This window comes from Gemmatimonadaceae bacterium (genome assembly GCA_020852815.1).
Taxonomy (GTDB): domain Bacteria; phylum Gemmatimonadota; class Gemmatimonadetes; order Gemmatimonadales; family Gemmatimonadaceae; genus SCN-70-22.
The window spans coordinates 210,671-227,157 of the sequence record JADZAN010000019.1; the positions used below are offsets into that span (position 1 = coordinate 210,671).

Here is a 16,487-nt window from a genome sequence, read left to right on the forward strand (position 1 = left end):
TCTACGCGGTGCACCCCGTGGCGACGAGCGTGACATTGAACAGCAGGTTCGCGTTGCCCGGAACAGGGCCGTTCCCGGCAGACCCATATCCGTACTCGGGTGGAATGAGGAGGCGACGCGTCCCACCGATCTTCATCCCCTGCATCCCCACCTGCCACCCCGGAATGAGGTTGTTGAGCGCGAAGCAGATCGGGGTGCCGACGCGCTCGTCGAACTTGGTCCCGTTGGGGAGGTACCCCGAGTAGAGAACCGACACCGTCGGTGTTCCCGAAAGCGTGGCCCCGGTCCCGACCAGCGAATCGAGGAAGTAGACCCCCGAGGTGAGGCGCGTGAACTGCGACAACGTTACCTGCAGCGACGTCGCCCACTGCTGCTGCTCCATCGGGATCGCATCCGGCGTCGTGGTGCCGATATTGTTGCAGGCGACGGCCGCGGTGACGGCGAGGAATGAAGCCGCCGCAACGGCGATGCGGCGAAACGGGCGGGCATGACGAACCGGACGACGTTGGGGCATGACGGTCTCTGCTGGTGTGAGTCGCGACGACTCCCGAAATGAAACGCCGCTGCCGCTAGGCGTCTACCACCAGGTCGCGCGTCAGTTCCGACACCGACCGGCACCCGGTGAGCGACATGGCCAGATCGAACTCATGGCGCAGGTGCGCCAGCACCTCCACCACGCCGTGCTCACCGCCCACCGCCAGCCCCCACAGCGGCGGACGCCCCACCATGACGGCGCGGGCGCCTAACGCGATGGCCTTCACGATGTCCGTTCCGCGGCGGATCCCGCCGTCCACGTAGACCTCGCCGCTTCCCGCCAGCGCCTCCACCACCTCGGGGAGCGCCCGTGCGCTGGCGATCGCCGTGTCCAGCTGGCGCCCGCCGTGGTTGGAGACCACCACGCCCGAGGCCCCGTGGTTCACCGCGCGCACCGCATCGTCGCCCCGCACGATCCCCTTCACGAGCACCGGGAGCCCGGTAACCTCGCGAACCCAGGTGATGTCCTGCGGCGTGAGCGCGGCGTCGTGCAGCGCCGTCAGGTGCTTGGTGAGCCCCGACCCCTCGGCATCGCCCTTGGGGAGGCGATCGTGCCCGGCACCCGCAGCCACGGCGTTGGCGATGGACAGGTGCGGCGGCAACGTGAAGCGATTGCGCAGGTCGCGCTCGCGCCGCCCCAGCATCGGCGCGTCGACGGTGAGGACGATCGCGGTGTAGCCCGCCTCGCGCGCGCGCTCCAGTAGTGCGCGCGTAGCCCCACGATCCTGGTACACGTACAGCTGGAACCACGCGGCCGCCGGTGACGCCGCGCGCACATCCTCGAGCGTGGTGGTCGCCGTGGTGCTCACGCACATGAGCGTGTCGCACGCCCCGCACGCGCGCGCCATGGCCACCTCGCCGTCGGGGTGCGCCAGCTTCTGCATCGCCGTCGGCGCCACCAACACGGGAAAGCCGACACGCGCGCCGAGCACGGTGGTGGACAGGTCGCGCACGCTCACGTCCACCATCGTGCGGTAGCGGATCGCGAGGCGGTCCCACGCCAACCGGTTGTCGCGCAGCGTGATCTCGTCGTTGGCCCCGCCGGCGCAATACCCCCACGCCGACGGCTCCATCGTCTCCGACGCGCGCGCCTCGAGCTCCGAGAGGTTGAGCATCCTAGCGCTTGTACTCCGACGACATGCGCAACGGCTCGGTGCACGCCGGCCAGTTGCTCGGCGCCGGGAAGCCGCCCCCCTGCGACGCCGCGGGACCGCGGTCAAAGGTGCGACGGTCGCGCGACAGCGTCTCCGGATCTTCCGACGCGAGGTAGGCCAGCATCGCCGTCAACGTCGCGTTGGTGCGCACCTCCTCCGCCACCATCTTGTCGTACGTGTCACGCTGGGTGTGCCAGGTGTACGTCCCGTACGACCAGTCGAGCGCGCCCAGGCCGAACGCCGGCGCGCCGTAACAGACAAACGACGCGTTGTCGGAACCGCCCCCCGCCGGCGCACCGGGGAAGGAGAGGTTGACGTTGCGCGCAATCTCGGCGGGGATGTTGGACATCCAGCGCGCCACGTTGCCGCTGGCGGTGGTGAAGCCCGACGCCGAGAAGTTCACGACGCGCCCGGTCCCGTTGTCCTGGTTGAACAGCGCCTGCAGCCCCTTCACGACCTCGGGATGGTCCTTGGCGTAGCCGCGCGAACCGTTGAGCCCCTGCTCCTCTCCGCCCCAATGCCCGACGATGATGGTGCGCCTGGGATTGGGGTACACCTGCTTGAGGATGCGCAGCGCCTCGGCCATGACCACGGTCCCGGTCCCGTTGTCCGTCGTCCCCGAGCCGCCGTCCCACGAGTCGAAGTGCGCCGAGAGGACAACGTACTCGTCAGGCTTCTGCGCGCCCGGGATGCGAGCCACCGTGTTGAAGACAGGAACCTCGCCCAGGAACTCGGCGTCGGCGCGCACGCGCACCTTCGGTCCCTGCTTGTTGTCCGCCAGGCGGTAGAGCAGCCCGTAATCCTCGCACGAAAGGTCGAACGACGGCACCTTGCTGGTGCGCGAGTCGAAGACCTTCTGCACCCCCCAGCCGCGCGACCAGTTGCTGGCAATGACACCGGCAACGCCCCCCTGCTCCAGTCGCGCCCCAAGGAAGCCAGTGCCGAGCCCGGTGCCGTAGCCGGTGGCTTGCACGCGCTTCTGCCACGCCGTCTGTGCCGCGGTGCGCGCCGCCTTCATCCGCTCGAAGGTCTCGGGGAGGGCGAACTTCTCCCAGTTGTCGTCGGGACGGCACGTGGGTTGGAGCATCGAGACGAGGACGAACTTCCCCTTCGCCTGCGGCAGCCAGGCAACGAACGCGTTGGAGTCGGCAAACTCGGGAAGGACGACGACTTCACCGGTGACGTCCTTGTTGGCTGTTCCGGCGCTCCAGGCAAGCATCGTCCCTTCGAGCGTGCGCACGCGCGGCTCGATCAGGTCGATGTGCGACGTGCCGCGACGCCACCCCTTCCACGTCCCGTATTGCTCGTTCTTTGCCTCGATTCCCCATCCGGCGTAGGTCGCAACGAGCCAGTCGTTCCCTTTCTTCATTCCCGGCGCACCGGTAAGGCGCGGGCCGATCGAGTCGCTCAGTACCTGCCCCAGGCGCGCCACCTGCGAGTTGGTCATCCCTTCATCCCAGATCTTCCGGATGACGGGGTCGCTGGTGGGCCAGGACTGCGCGCGCGCGACCGAGGGCGCCACGGCGACGGCCAGCGCGAGTGCGCCGGAAAGCGCAGCGGCGAGCGTGGCGGCGAGGGCACGCGAGGGGACGGCGATGGGCGCCAACCGCGTCTCCGGCCGAGCGGTGTGCGAGAAGTGCTGCGAACGATGCAGAGGGCGCATGACGAGTGTAGGGATGAGATGGGAATGACTGGGCGGCGCACCTGGTGCCGCGTCGCGAGAAGGGCGTCCGTAAAGTTCCGAACGAATCTGCCGCGTGCGCGAGGAAGATGGGAGGTTCACGGTTGAGTACGCCGCGCGCGGCTGAACCGTTCGCCGCCGCCGCGTCCACGCCACAGTCTTGCTCCGCTCGCGCTCGCGCTGTAACAAGGGTCGTCCATACCGGGATCGACAGCCATGGCGGCTCGAAAGAGGCAGGTGGCGAAGAAGATGGCAGCGAAGCGCGCGTCGAAGCGCGCGTCGAAGCGCGCGTCGAAGCCGACATCGAAGACGACGCAGGCGGCGTTGAAGCGGGCATCCAGGCCACGCGCCACACCACCCGCAATCGCGCCCATCACTCCACAAGCGGCAGAGACGCCGATCGCCGCGCGGCGCCCCTCCGGCTTCGATCCGCGCCAGCTCGACCGCACCGTCATTGCCCTGCCACTGGTCAAGCGGTTCGAGGAGCAGCCGCAACCACCTCGTGACGCGCGGACCAAGGCGGTCGTTGCAGCTGCGCCCCGCTTCGCGGTCGTGATCGACCTCAACCTCGACTACCACGACGGGCGAGAGGTGGCCCGCCGCGAGGTGATCGACGACATCGTTCAGGTGGTGAAGGGCGGGAGCGCCTTCACCGCCGAGGAACGCGAGGCGTATCGCGCGCGCCTCACGCGCCTTTCACCACTGCAGTACGTGGCGGCCAAACTCACCGAGGAAGAAATCAAGAACGTGGTGTGGCGCGACGTCACGCAGGCCAACAACGCCTGGAACCAGCGCCGCATCTATCGCGTGTGGCCCGATTTCGAGGTCTCGGCGTGCCTCACCAAGAGCGTGTCGACGGTGAAAGCCGATGCAGCGCGTGTCGCATTCAAGGCCAGCGGGCGCGACATCGTGTGGGCGGTCATGGACTCCGGCATCGATGGCAAGCACCCGCACTTCGCCACACACCAGAACCTCGTCCTCAAGGAACCCATCCGGCACGACACCTTCGTCGATGAAGACAACAGCGACCCGCTGCACGATGCCTTTGGTCACGGGACGCACGTGGCGGGGATCATTGGCGGGATACTCGCCGCGCCGGGACGGAAGAAGGGAGTCGTCTACGCGGCGCACAGCGTGCGCGAGGAGAAGAGCAACGAGCGTCGCGTCGACCTCCGCGCGGTCACGGAGATCGGCGGCATTGCCCCGGAATGCAAGCTCGTGAGCATGAAGGTGCTCGACGAGCACGGCAGCGGGACGACGACGGCAATCATCCGCGCCCTGCAACGGGTGAACGAGATCAACCAGGGCGGGCGTCGCCTCCTGATCCACGGCGTGAACCTCTCGCTCGGCTACGACTTCGATCCCGAGTGGTTTGCCTGCGGACAAAGTCCGCTGTGCATCGAGGTGGACCGGCTGGTGCGGTCGGGTGTGGTGGTGGTGGTGGCGGCGGGAAACTCGGGGTACGGCTTCCAGAACACGCAGTTCACGAGCGTGAAGTCGGCGGGGCTCGCGCTGACGATCAACGACCCGGGCAACGCCGACGCGGCGATCACGGTGGGCTCGACGCACCGCGAGATGCCGCACCTGTACGGCGCCTCGTTCTTCTCGTCCAAGGGCCCCACCGGCGACGGGCGCATCAAGCCCGATCTGCTGGCACCGGGGGAGAAGATCGTCTCCTGCGCCGCCGGCTCCAAGAAGGATGACATGCTGGGACAGCCGCCCAGCGCGTCGTCTCCCCGCGCCTTCAAGGCAACCGACGTGCAGTACATCGAGGACAGCGGGACGAGCATGGCCGCCCCGCATGTCTCTGGCGCCATTGCCGCCTTTCTCTCGGTGCGGCGCGAGTTCCAGGGACAGCCGGAGCGGGTGAAGCAGCTCTTCATGGACAACGCCACCGACCTCAAGCGCGATCGCTACTTCCAGGGGCGCGGGCTGGTGGACCTCATGCGAACCATTCAATCGGTCTGACGGAGCCCCACCATGGCCACCAAGAACGGCTTTCCGTACGCGGAACTCGAGTTCGATGCCAAGGGGAAGTTCGGCCCTAACCAGCTGAAGGCGGCGATCGAGACGCTGCGCACCCCCGGGCTCACCGACGTCCTCATCCTCTCGCACGGGTGGAACAACGACATCGGCGACGCCCGCAAGTGGTACGGCGACTACCTCAAGTGCCTGCGCGCGGAGCTCGATGCGCGCCTGGTGCCCGGCATCGACGCACACAAACTCGGCGTCGTCGCGATCTTCTGGCCGTCCAAGCGCTTTGCCGACTCCGAGCTGGTGGCGGGGAACGCGAGCTCGGTGGGGGGGGCGGTGACGCGCGCGGGAATCCGGAAGCAACTGGCGCTGCTGGCCAGCGCCTTCCCCGACAAGGCGTCCAAGGCAAAGTTCGCCGCCGCCGAGAAGCTCCTCGACAAGATCGAGGGCGACGTAGCGGCGCAGCGCAAGTTCGTCGACCTGCTGCGCGGCTTTTGGCCGACGGGGAAGTCGGGCGCCGACGCCCTGCCGGCGGCCGGGGCCGGCAAGCCGGGAGACCAGGTGCTCAAGTTGCTCGCCCCGCCCATCCTCGACCTTCCGACCGGGACAGGCGCGGGGACGACCGGCGGCGCGACCTCGATCGGTGGCGCCGGCGGGTCCGCCGGCGGAGGCAACGGCGGCCAAGCCGCCAACATCTTCGGCTCGGTGCTGGACGGCGTACGCAACGCCCTCAACATGACGACGTACTTCACGATGAAGGAGCGTGCCGGGACCGTCGGGGCCAACGGGCTTGCGCCGGTGGTGCAACGCATCCAGGCGGAGTTGCCGAATCTCAAGCTGCACCTGGCGGGGCACTCCTTCGGTGGGCGCGTGGTGATCGCGTGCGTGAACGCGCTCCCCAAGGGGGCGGCGAACCGCGTCGCCTCGCTCTTCCTGATGCAGGCCGCGTTCTCGCACTATGGCATGGCGCAGAAGTACGACGGGACGAGCAATGGCCTGTTTCGCTCGGTCGTTAGCGACAAGAAGGTGGCCGGTCCCATCTACATCACCTACACGTCGAAGGACAAGGCGGTGGGGCTGGCCTATCCGCTTGCCTCACGCCTGGGCGGGCAGGTGGCGGCCGGGCTGGGCGACGAGAACGACAAGTACGGCGGGATCGGGCGCAACGGGGCGCAGAAGACCCCCGAGGTGACGCCGCACGAGCTCCTCCCGCCCAGCCAGCAGTATGCGTTCAACGCCGGTGGCGTCTACAACCTGGACGCCAACGCCGTGATCACCTCGCACAGCGACATCTGCCGCGCCGAGGTGGCGCACGCGCTGGCCTCGGCCATCGCCAGCACCTGACGGACCGGCCCCGCCAGCCGCACGCCCCCGCCAGCCGCACGATCTCGCCAGGCGCAAACGAACGCGGCGCCCTCCGGGTGGAGGGCGCCGCGTCGTGCCTGTGCCGCCGTCGGACCGCGCGGGGTGCTACTTCCCGCCGTCAGCGTAGATCCCGTTGAACAGGAACTTGAACGTCCCGTGCGGCGTGGCGCGGAACGTCACCTCGGGACCAAAGAGGTAGAGCATCCCCTTCCCCACCTTGGCCTCGGCAGCCGCAACGCCGCCCTCGAGGTAGCCCTGCCCCCACGCCCAACCGGAGCGCAGCGGGTGGTCGGTGGCGAACCACGCCACCGGACGCACCCCCTTGAGCGCGGCATCCGGGCCCAGGCGGAACGTCGGCGAGTCGTCGAAGAAGACGTCGGTCTCGGCGTTGAGGCCGTAGGCGACCGGGACGCTGTTGTCGACGCTGGCCCGGAGCACCGAGCCCGGAACGTAGAACTTCTCCCGCGGAATCTCGCGCTCCTCGCCCGTGGGGGTCTTCTCCACGAGATAGTCGTACACCGGGAGCCCGAGGTGATACGCCAGGTTGGTCGACGTCCCCACCGTGATCACCGTCCCGCCCTGCTCGAGGAACTGCTTGAGCTGCGGAACGCTCTTGTCCGCCGAGAGGCGCCCCAGCCACGAGCGGTACTGCGCCGGGATTTCGTTAGGCGCGGGCTGGCGGTTGAAGCGCTCCATCATCGCCGACAGCTCGCTCCCGCCCTCGCGACGCGCCGCCGGAATGGCACCCGTCACGAAGACGATCACGTCATACTTGGCCTTCAGGTTGCCGGCGTCGATCACCGGCGAGTAGATCACGTCGAAGGGGAACTCGAACTGCTCCAGCAGCCAGCGCGTGTGCCCGGACGGCATGGAGCCGCCGTACGTGTCCCACAGCGCGATGCGCTTGGGCGAGATGCGCGTGGCGTTCCCCGGACCGGCGCTGGTGCCGTGCACCGGGACGCCGAGTTCCTTCGCCGCCTTCTCGACGATCGACTTGGTGGCGCCGCTGGCGCCGAGGTACCAGGCGCCGGCCGGATGCGTCACGTTTCCCATCGTGAGCGGCTCGTTGACGCGGTACACCGCGGCGCCGGCCTTGAGCGCGCGGTTGGCCACGACGAAGGCATCGTTGACGCGCGGATCGATCACGTAGCCCTTGGCACCAGCACCATTCGCCACGGTGAGTGCCGGCGGCGTCGCCAGCCCCTCGATCTTCTCGCACGGGCAGTCGAAGCCGTCGAGGATGCGATCGAACTGGATCCCCATCTGGAAGGCGAGCGTCCACCCGGCATTGTCATACGGCGGCCGCGGCGGCCCGCCCGGATACGCGAAGTCGTTCGGGTGATCCTGCGGCTCGAACATGTCGAGGACGTGCGGGCGGAACGCCTGCGCCGACTTCACCACATACGAGCCCGCCGGGTACTGCTTGCCATTCACCGTGAACGCCGCGGTGGCGCGCTGCACGGTGACGTTTGCCTTGCGCAGCGCATTCACGAACTTGGTCGCCGTCCCGAAGTCGGGCTGCGTCGTCGGGATGATGTAGCCGCGCGGGTCGCGCTTGGCCGGGTCGCGCAGCGCCGACATGTACGAGCTGGGGACCGTCCCGCCAAACGGGTTGAGCGCCGCCGACAGACGGTCACGCCCGTTCCCCGTCGCCGCGCCCGCTGCACGCTCCTTGTTGATCCTCGCCTGCAGCTCCGCCACCTCGGTGGGCGTCACCGTCCACGAGTCGCGGTTGCCGCGGTCGATCATGTTCTTCGCCATCCGGTAGATGTTGAAGAGGAAGTCTTCCTTCCGCTTCGAGGCGATGTCGAACACGGCGTAGTTCGCGGTGACCGAGTAGTCGATCGACTGGCGGAAATGCCACTCCTGCGGCGCGATGGGATACGGAAGGTCGGCGCGCGGGAGCTGGTTGTTCACCACCAGCGGAATCTCCATCGGCGTCGGCGACCCGATGGTCTCCGTGAGGAGGCCGATCATGTTGTGGAAGTACGCCAGCGTGCGAAGCCCGCCGTTCCACCACGTGGAGTAGCTCGACCCCGAGCGCATCGTGACGCCCGGCTTCCCTTCCACGGCAAAGCGCGTGTGCATCGCCGAGCCCACCATGTCGATGCCTAACGGGATGAGCGGGTCGAAGTTGTAGTTGAACGGGTCGCGGAACGGTGGCGCGAACATCACCGTCCCCGCCGGACCCGTCTGGTGGTGGTTGTAGACGATCTGCGGGAACCACTCCGAATACTGGATCCGCGCGATGTTGATCGACTCGTTCTGGTTCAGGATGAAGAAGTCGCGGTTGTTGTCGTGCCCGATGTACTTCTGGTACAGGCGCGGAATGGTCCCGAACGTCTTCTTCTTGTCATCGGGCTCCTGCATGTACCACGACGACACCAGCTCCATCCCGTCCGGGTTGGCATGCACCGCGAGGATGATGTCGTCCTTCAGGATGCGCTGCGTCTCCTCGTCGTTGCGCGAGATGAGCTGGTACGTGGTCTCGATGAGCTGGTGCGCGCCGAGCACCTCGGTCGCGTGCAACCCGCCGTCGAACCAGACCACCGCCTTCCCTTCCTTGGCCAGCGCACGCGCCTCGGCGTCGGTGAGCCCCTCGGCCATCGCCAGCTTGCGGGCAATCTCCTTGTAACGGTCGAGGAGCCGGAAGTTCTCCGGCGACGTGATGATCGCCATGAGCTGCGGGCGCCCCTCGGCCGACTTGCCGATCTCCTGCACCACCATGCGATCCGACTCGCTGTCGATCTTCTTCCAGTAGTCGATGAACTGGGTGTAGGTGGCGAGCTTGTAGTCATCGCCGATGTTGAAGCCGAAGAACTCCTTGGGCGAAGTGACGCGCCCCTGTGCCTGCACGGGGACGGCACTCAGGGCCAGCGCTGTGCCTGCGCCGAGGGTGAACGCGGCGCTCGCGACCAGGCGACGAACGCGCGGCGTTCGGGGTGGGACCGTATCGAACATGCGACGTCTCGTGGGGATGGGGAAAAGGGACATGGGAGCCGATCTCGGCGGGCTATCCGCGCTACGAGGATACTCTACGTCGCCCTGCAGAACACGTCCATCGTGAACCGCGTGGCAGCGAGCTCTCGCTCTTTACGCGTCGCCGACGATGCGCGCTGCGAACGCAGACCACCCGCCACGCGCCATCGGCCGCCCCTTCCCGTTCGCCAGGACCGTGTTGCAGCCGGGAACGGCGCCACGCAGGTCGCTAGATTCTTCCCCGCGACTCGACCCGCAACGGAAATCCCGACGTGTCTCCCTCTGCAAGAACCCCGGCCAAGGCCCCATCCCGCGCCCGCTCCAGGAGCCGGTCCAAGGCCCGGTCCACCGCCTCGAGCGCCAAGGCGCTTGGCGTGCACAAGTTCGGTGGCGCCTCGCTCGTCGACGCCGCCGCGGTCCGACATGCCGCGACGCTCATCGCCGCACAGCCAGGGAGACGCCTGATCGTTGCCAGCGCGATGGCCGGGGTCACCGACGCCCTCCTCCTGGGCGCCACGCGCGCCGCATCTGGCGACGCCGACGGACTTCGGGCCACAGCGGTCGCCCTCCGCACGAAGCACATCGAGGCGGCACGCGAACTGGTGAAGGACAAGGCGCGGCGCGCCGCGCTCGAAGGCGTGATCCTCGACCTCACCGACGAGCTGCAGCACCTGGCTCACGGGCTCGCCGTGTTGCACGAACTCACGCCGCGCACCTCTGACTACATCGTGGCCCGCGGCGAGCGGCTGAGCGCGCACCTCCTCGCGGCGGCGCTGGCCGAAGCCGGAGTGCGCGCCGAGTACGTCGATGCGACCGAGATCGTGCGCACCGACGATGCCTTTGGCGGCGCCTCCCCCGACTTCGAGGCCACCGAGCAGGCGGCCCGCGAGCACGTGGCGCCTCGCCTGGCGCGCGGCGTCGTCCCCGTCGTCCCCGGCTTCATCGGGCGCGCGGCCTCGGGACACGTCGCAACGCTGGGGCGCGGTGGCTCGGACCTCACCGCCACCCTCCTCGCCCGCTGCCTCAAGGGCGATTCCATCACGCTGTGGAAGGACGTGGCCGGCTTCCTCACCGCCGACCCGCGCATCGTCAGCGACGCGCACGTGATTCCGCAACTCACGCCGCGCGAGGCCGCCGAGCTGGCGTACTACGGGGCCAAGGTCCTCCACCCGCGCGCCCTGATCCCGTTAGGCGACCGCAACATCCCCATCCGCATCCGCCCCTTCGCCGACCCGGACTTTGCCGGGACGGAGATCTCGCGCCGCCGCACGCTGCGCGAATACCCGGTGAAGGCGATCTCCTCGATGTCGGGGCTCGCCCTCCTCACGGTCACCGGAAACGGGATGCTCGGCGTTCCCGGCATCGCGGCGCGCACCTTTGCCGCGCTGCACCATGAACGCGTCTCGGTTTCGCTCATCTCGCAGGCCTCGTCGGAGCACTCGATCTGCTTCTCGGTCCCCGAGGCGAGCGCCGAGACGGCGCGCCGCGCCCTGCTGGCCGCCTTTGCGCAGGAGATCGCGCATCGCGACATCGATGGCGTCGAGATGCACCCCGGCGTCTCCACGCTGGCCGTGGTCGGGTTGGGGATGTCGGGAACGCCGGGCATCGCCGCCCGCGTCTTCGATGCGCTGGCCACCGGCGGCATCAACGTCGTCGCCATCGCGCAGGGTTCGTCGGAACTCAACATTTCCGTCGTGGTCGACTCGCGAGACGCGACGGCGGCGGTGCGCCGGATTCACGGCGCCTTTCAGCTCAACCGCATCGGCGGCGGGCGACTCGTCAGGCACGACCAGGTCGACGTGGTGCTCCTCGGCTTCGGCCAGATCGGGCGCGCCCTGGCCCGCATGCTCCCCCGCGCGCGGCAGGATGGCGTCACGCTGCGCATCGTTGGAGCGATCGACCGCTCGGGCTTCGTCTTCGACCCCGGCGGCTTCTCGACGCGCCGCCTGCAGCAGCTCGTCGCGCACAAGGCCTCAGGGAAAGGGCTCGCCACCGTCGCGGGGGCGCAGGGCGCAACGGCCAGCGAGGCGGTGCGCGAGATCGCGCGCCACGCACTGGCCCACCCCATCCTCGTCGACGTCACCGCCGACGACACGGTTGGCGCGCTCACGCTCGCGCTCTCGTCAGGCATGGACCTGGTGATGGCCAACAAGCGCCCGCTCGGCGGCCCGCTGGCCGACGCCCGCGCGCTGCTCGACCTCGCGGCCACGCAGGGGCGACGGATGCTGCACGAGACCACCGTCGGTGCCGGCCTCCCCATCATCGACACCTTCCACAAGCTCGTCGAGTCGGGCGACCGCGTGCTCACCATCGAGGGGTGCACCTCGGGGACCCTCGGCTTCCTCCTCGACGAGGTGTCCAAGGGCAAGCGCTTCTCCGAGGCGCTCAAGCGCGCGATGCAGCTGGGCTACACAGAGCCCGATCCGCGCGACGACCTCTCGGGGATGGACGTGGCGCGCAAGGCGCTCATTCTCGCCCGCCTCATCGGCTACCAGGGAGAACTCAAGGACATCGCGGTGGAGTCGCTGGTCCCCGAGGCGCTGCGCACGGTTGGTCGCGACGAGTTCGTGGCCCGCATGGCCGAGTTGGACGCGCCGTGGGAAGCGCGCGCCCGCCAGGCGCGCGAGAAGGGACAGGTGTGGCGCTACATCGCCCGCATCTCGCGGCAGCGCGTGACGGTTGCGCTCAAGGCGGTCCCGGGCTCGTCGCCCTTTGCGGCGCTCTCGGGCACCGACAACCAGGTCGTCTTCACAACCACGCGCTACCGACAGAACCCGTTGGTGATCACGGGGCCGGGGGCGGGGCCGCAGGTGACGGCCGCTGGCGTGGTGAACGACGTGCTCAAGCTGGCCACGACATGACCCGCTACCGCCGCGCCTCGGCCTTTGCGCCGGGCAGCATCGGGAACGTGGGGCCGGGGCTCGACGTCCTCGGCGCCGCCGTCACTGGCCCGGGCGATGCAGTTGTCGCCGAGTGGGTCGACGCTCCGGGGATCTCGATCCGCGAGGCCGGCGACGCCGAACTGTCGACCGATGCCACGCGCCACGCCTCCGGGCTCGCCGCGGCGGCGGTGCTGCGCTCGGCGGCCGCGTTAGGCACGCTCCCGATTCCTCCTTCGCTCCCGGCAGGGGCGGGGATCGCGCTTACCGTCACGAAGGGGCTGCCGCTCTCTGCCGGCCAGGGGGGGAGCGCGGCCTCGGCGGTGGCGGGGGCGGCGGCGGCCAACGCCCTCCTTGGCTCGCCGCTTGGCGCGCGCGAACTGCTTGCCGCCTGCCTTGCCGCCGAGGAAGCGGTGGCAGGACGTCACCTCGACAACATCGCCCCGTCGCTCCTTGGCGGGATCTGCCTGGTGCGATCGCTCGATCCCATCGACGTCGTCGTGCTCCCGGTGCCGCCGTCGCTACGCGTGGTCCTCGCGCACCCCAACCAGCGCTTGCGCACCGCCGAGGCGCGCGCCGTGCTTCCGCGTGACGTTCCTCGCGCCACCGCGGTGCACCAGGTGGCGCAGGTCGCGGCCATGGTGGCGGCGTTGCACGCGGCCGACCTGCCGTTGCTTGGACGCGCCATTGACGATCGCATCGCCGAGCCGGCGCGTGCGGCGCTCCTTCCCGGATTCCACGCGGCCAAGCAGGCGGCGCTGGGGGCGGGGGCGCTCGGCGCGTCGATCTCTGGCGCCGGTCCCACCGCCTTCGCGCTCTGTGACGGCGACGCCGTGGCCGCGAGCGTGGCCACCGCCATGCGCAACGCCTACGCCGCCGCCGGCATCGAGGCCGCGGTGAGGATCGCCCACATCGACACCATCGGAACGCGCATCGAGCGCGTCCCCGCCTGACACCTCCCATGACCGACACCCACCGCCCGGTGCAGCGCTGCGACAACTGCGGCCACGCACTCCCCGACGACGACGCCGCGCCGCAGTGCCCGCGGTGCGGCGGCCTGCTCGCCATCGAGCACCCGGCGCCGGCGCACGACGCCCCCTCGCTGCGGGCGCGTTTCGACGCGCGCTGCTGCCTGACGTCGCCAGGCGCAACCGCGTCGGGCGTATGGCGCTTTGCCGAGATCGTGCATCCGTCAGCCGCAACCCCCGTCAGCTACCCCGAGGGGAACACGCCGCTCCTGGCGCGCGACGCCGTGCGGGCCTTTGCCGGGTGCGAGGGGCTCCTCCTCAAGCACGAGGGGATGAATCCCACGGGCTCGTTCAAGGACCGCGGCATGACCGTTGGCGTGACGCAAGCCAGGCGGCTCGGGGCGCGCGCCGTGGCCTGCGCCTCCACGGGCAACACGTCGGCCTCGCTGGCGTCGTACGCGGCGCTCGCCGGCATCCCGGCCCTCGTCTTTGTCCCTGCCGGCCAGATCGCGCTAGGCAAGCTCACGCAGACACTGGCGTACGGGGCGCGCACCCTTCTCGTGCGTGGTGACTTTGACGCCTGCCTCTCACTGGTGCGCGAATCGAGTTCCAGACTCGGGATCTATCTCCTGAACTCGATCAATCCGTGGCGGCTCGAGGGGCAGAAGACGATCGTCTTCGAACTGTTGCAGCAGTTGCGATGGGAGGCGCCGGATTGGATCGCGCTCCCCGCCGGCAACCTCGGGAATGTTTCCGCGTTCGGAAAGGCGTTGCGCGAGGCCAGGGCGTGGGGCCTCATCGACCGTGTCCCGCGCCTGCTGGCGGTGCAGGCGGCGGGGGCATCGCCGTTCTACCAGAGCTTTTCCGATGATTTCGCCATACGTCATCGCATGAAGGCCGACACGATGGCCACCGCGATCAGGATCGGCGATCCGGCGTCGTACGACCGGGCGGTCTCTGCCATTCGCGAGACGAACGGGATTGTGACGCGCGTCACCGATGAGCAGATCCTCGAGGCGAAGGCGGCGATCGACGGTGCCGGTGTTGGCTGCGAGCCGGCGAGTGCGGCGAGCGTGGCGGGAGTCCGGCGCATGGTGCAGGACGGGATCATTGCACCGCACGAGCGGGTGGTCTCGATCCTCACCGGCCACGTGCTGAAGGATCCCGGGGTCCTGCAATGGTACCACCAGGAGGCGGCGCCGCCACCGCCGCGCGCCAACCGACCGATCGAGATCGATGCCGACCTGGCCGCGGTGGAGCGGGTGTTGCAGATGGGGTAGCGCGGCGTGAGGTGGGGCGCGGGGGCGCTGGAGCGTGGCGCTCCCCGCGATGTTGCCTGTGCGTCAGGTTGCCCGTCGGTTGACTTTGCGGCGGCTGCCGGGGTCTTACCTGACAAGTCCCGCGCGTTTGCAGTACTGACAATCGGTTGCCTGACGAGAAAGGTTGTCGCGAGGCGCCGGATTCCGCTATGTTGTCGGTACTTCTGGCGTGGCGTGCCCTTCGGCGTTTGTGGGGGCGGCCGTGCGACGCAGTGAATCGCTCCATTCACCAGAGGATTGCATGAGACAACGACTCGTAGGGGTTGCGGTGCTGGCGGTGGCCATGGCTGCCTTGCCGGCCCACGCCCAGAAGCCGCTCGCCGTCGAGGTGGGAGGGTTCGGGCAGTTCAACCTGTTCGACAAGAACCTGGATATCGACAACACGCTCACGCTGGGTGGCCGCGCCGGCGTGCATCTCTTCAAGCGACTCTGGGCAGAAGGCGACCTCCAGTTCGGCAAGGCCGACTGGTCGCTCGCGAGCGGCACGACGAAGTCGCTCACCCTTCGCCCGTGGGCGGCGCGCGTGGTGTATGCGCCCAAGCTCGCGGAGAAGACGAGCCTGCTGCTGGGCGCCGGCTACCAGAACAACGTGTACATCGGCCGCACCAATCAGGTCACTGGGCAGCTCGCCTCGAAGAACGAGTACGAGGATGCCTTCACAGGACTCGTGGGGCTCAAGCAGTGCCTCAACGAGAAGTGGAACCTTCGTGGTGATCTCGTCGGCGACTACAACCCGTCGCCGAACCAGAACAGCACGGCAGGGACGCTCGACGGCAAGGCGACCAACTACGGGCTGCGCGTCGGCCTGGGCTACTCGGTAAACGGCAAGTGCTACGAGAAGCCGGCACCGCCGCCGCCTCCCCCGCCGCCACCGCCGCCGCCCCCGCCGCCGCCACCGCCTCCGCCGCCGGCCAACGATCCGCCGGTCATCACGATCACCGCGCCCGCCAACGGCTCGGCGTTCACCGGGCCGGTCACCTTCACGGCGACCTGCACGGACAAGGAAGACGGCACCATCTCCAACAAGGTGACGTGGCGCAGCAACCGTGACGGCGACCTTGGCACCGGCGCCAGCATCACCAAGACGCTCTCCGCCGGCACGCACACCGTGACCGCCAGCTGCACCGACGCCAACGGGCACACGGTGACCTCGACCGTCACGGTCACGGTCAACGAACTCCTCGTCCGCCTCAACTGGGTCTACTTCAACTTCGACAAGGCGACGCTGACCAAGGCCGGGCGCGACACGCTCGACCGCGTCATCGCCACGCTGAAGGACAAGGCGGACTGGAAGGTGGCGGTCGAAGGGCACACCGACCCGTACGGCAGCGACACCTACAACCAGAAGCTCTCCGACAGCCGCGCGACGACGGTCGTTGGCTACCTGACCAAGGGTGGCATCGACGCCGGCCGCATCTCGCAGAAGGGCTTCAGCGAGGCCTGCCTCGTGCTCGACGACGATCACGACAAGCCGGTCAAGTCCAAGCGGGCGCACGGCGTCAACCGTCGCGTCGAGATCTGGTCGGTTGGCAACGCCGGTACGTCGGCCTCCTGCCGCCAGTAGCGCCTGAACGGAAGTCCCGGAACGACACGAAGCCCCCGGCGCCAATGGCGCCGGGGGCTTCGTCCATCCG

At 68.9% G+C, this 16,487-nt stretch carries 11 protein-coding genes; 6 read left to right on the forward strand and 5 right to left on the reverse strand.

Going from position 1 to position 16,487, the window contains the following annotated elements; translation table 11 throughout:
• Nucleotide 1: 1 nt before the first annotated feature.
• From IT359_11815 to IT359_11830, 4 genes are all read right to left on the reverse strand, one after another.
• A complete protein-coding gene (locus IT359_11815) occupies nucleotides 2–514 on the reverse strand; it encodes an FKBP-type peptidyl-prolyl cis-trans isomerase (protein MCC6929668.1) in 513 nt (170 codons plus the stop codon).
• 55 nt (nucleotides 515–569) lie between these two features.
• Nucleotides 570–1,649 carry an alpha-hydroxy-acid oxidizing protein gene (locus IT359_11820; GenBank protein MCC6929669.1) on the reverse strand — a complete coding sequence of 360 codons (1,080 nt, stop codon included), beginning with the start codon at nucleotides 1,647–1,649 and terminating at the stop codon, nucleotides 570–572.
• Between the two features lies 1 nt (nucleotide 1,650).
• A complete protein-coding gene (locus tag IT359_11825) occupies nucleotides 1,651–3,351 on the reverse strand; it encodes a M20/M25/M40 family metallo-hydrolase (protein ID MCC6929670.1) in 1,701 nt (566 codons plus the stop codon).
• 116 nt (nucleotides 3,352–3,467) lie between these two features.
• The gene (locus tag IT359_11830) at nucleotides 3,468–3,824 is read right to left on the reverse strand and encodes a hypothetical protein (GenBank protein MCC6929671.1); all 357 of its coding nucleotides are present in this window, start codon (nucleotides 3,822–3,824) and stop codon (nucleotides 3,468–3,470) included.
• Nucleotides 3,825–3,921: 97 nt separating this feature from the next.
• Here IT359_11830 and IT359_11835 point away from each other — a divergent pair, with 97 nt between their 5' ends.
• Nucleotides 3,922–5,337: a S8 family peptidase gene (locus IT359_11835; protein MCC6929672.1), complete on the forward strand. Its 1,416-nt coding sequence runs from the start codon at nucleotides 3,922–3,924 to the stop codon at nucleotides 5,335–5,337.
• 12 nt (nucleotides 5,338–5,349) lie between these two features.
• The gene (locus tag IT359_11840; GenBank protein ID MCC6929673.1) at nucleotides 5,350–6,687 is read left to right on the forward strand and encodes a hypothetical protein; all 1,338 of its coding nucleotides are present in this window, start codon (nucleotides 5,350–5,352) and stop codon (nucleotides 6,685–6,687) included.
• Between the two features lie 126 nt (nucleotides 6,688–6,813).
• Here the strand turns inward: IT359_11840 and IT359_11845 are convergent, their stop codons facing one another.
• Complete coding sequence (locus tag IT359_11845) at nucleotides 6,814–9,702, reverse strand: peptidase (protein ID MCC6929674.1); 2,889 nt, start codon at nucleotides 9,700–9,702, stop codon at nucleotides 6,814–6,816.
• 359 nt (nucleotides 9,703–10,061) lie between these two features.
• On the opposite strand from IT359_11845, the gene thrA reads away from it, so the two are divergent.
• The 4 genes from thrA (at nucleotide 10,062) to IT359_11865 (ending at nucleotide 16,417) form a co-directional block, all read left to right on the forward strand.
• Nucleotides 10,062–12,548 (forward strand): bifunctional aspartate kinase/homoserine dehydrogenase I, encoded by a 2,487-nt coding sequence (thrA, locus tag IT359_11850; protein ID MCC6929675.1) that lies wholly within the window; start codon nucleotides 10,062–10,064, stop codon nucleotides 12,546–12,548.
• Nucleotides 12,545–13,519: a homoserine kinase gene (locus IT359_11855; GenBank protein ID MCC6929676.1), complete on the forward strand. Its 975-nt coding sequence runs from the start codon at nucleotides 12,545–12,547 to the stop codon at nucleotides 13,517–13,519. The genes thrA and IT359_11855 overlap by 4 nt, the downstream gene beginning before the upstream one ends.
• Nucleotides 13,520–13,527: 8 nt before the next feature.
• Complete coding sequence (locus IT359_11860; GenBank protein MCC6929677.1) at nucleotides 13,528–14,814, forward strand: threonine synthase; 1,287 nt, start codon at nucleotides 13,528–13,530, stop codon at nucleotides 14,812–14,814.
• Between the two features lie 280 nt (nucleotides 14,815–15,094).
• The gene (locus IT359_11865; GenBank protein ID MCC6929678.1) at nucleotides 15,095–16,417 is read left to right on the forward strand and encodes an OmpA family protein; all 1,323 of its coding nucleotides are present in this window, start codon (nucleotides 15,095–15,097) and stop codon (nucleotides 16,415–16,417) included.
• The last annotated feature ends 70 nt before the right edge of the window (nucleotides 16,418–16,487 follow it).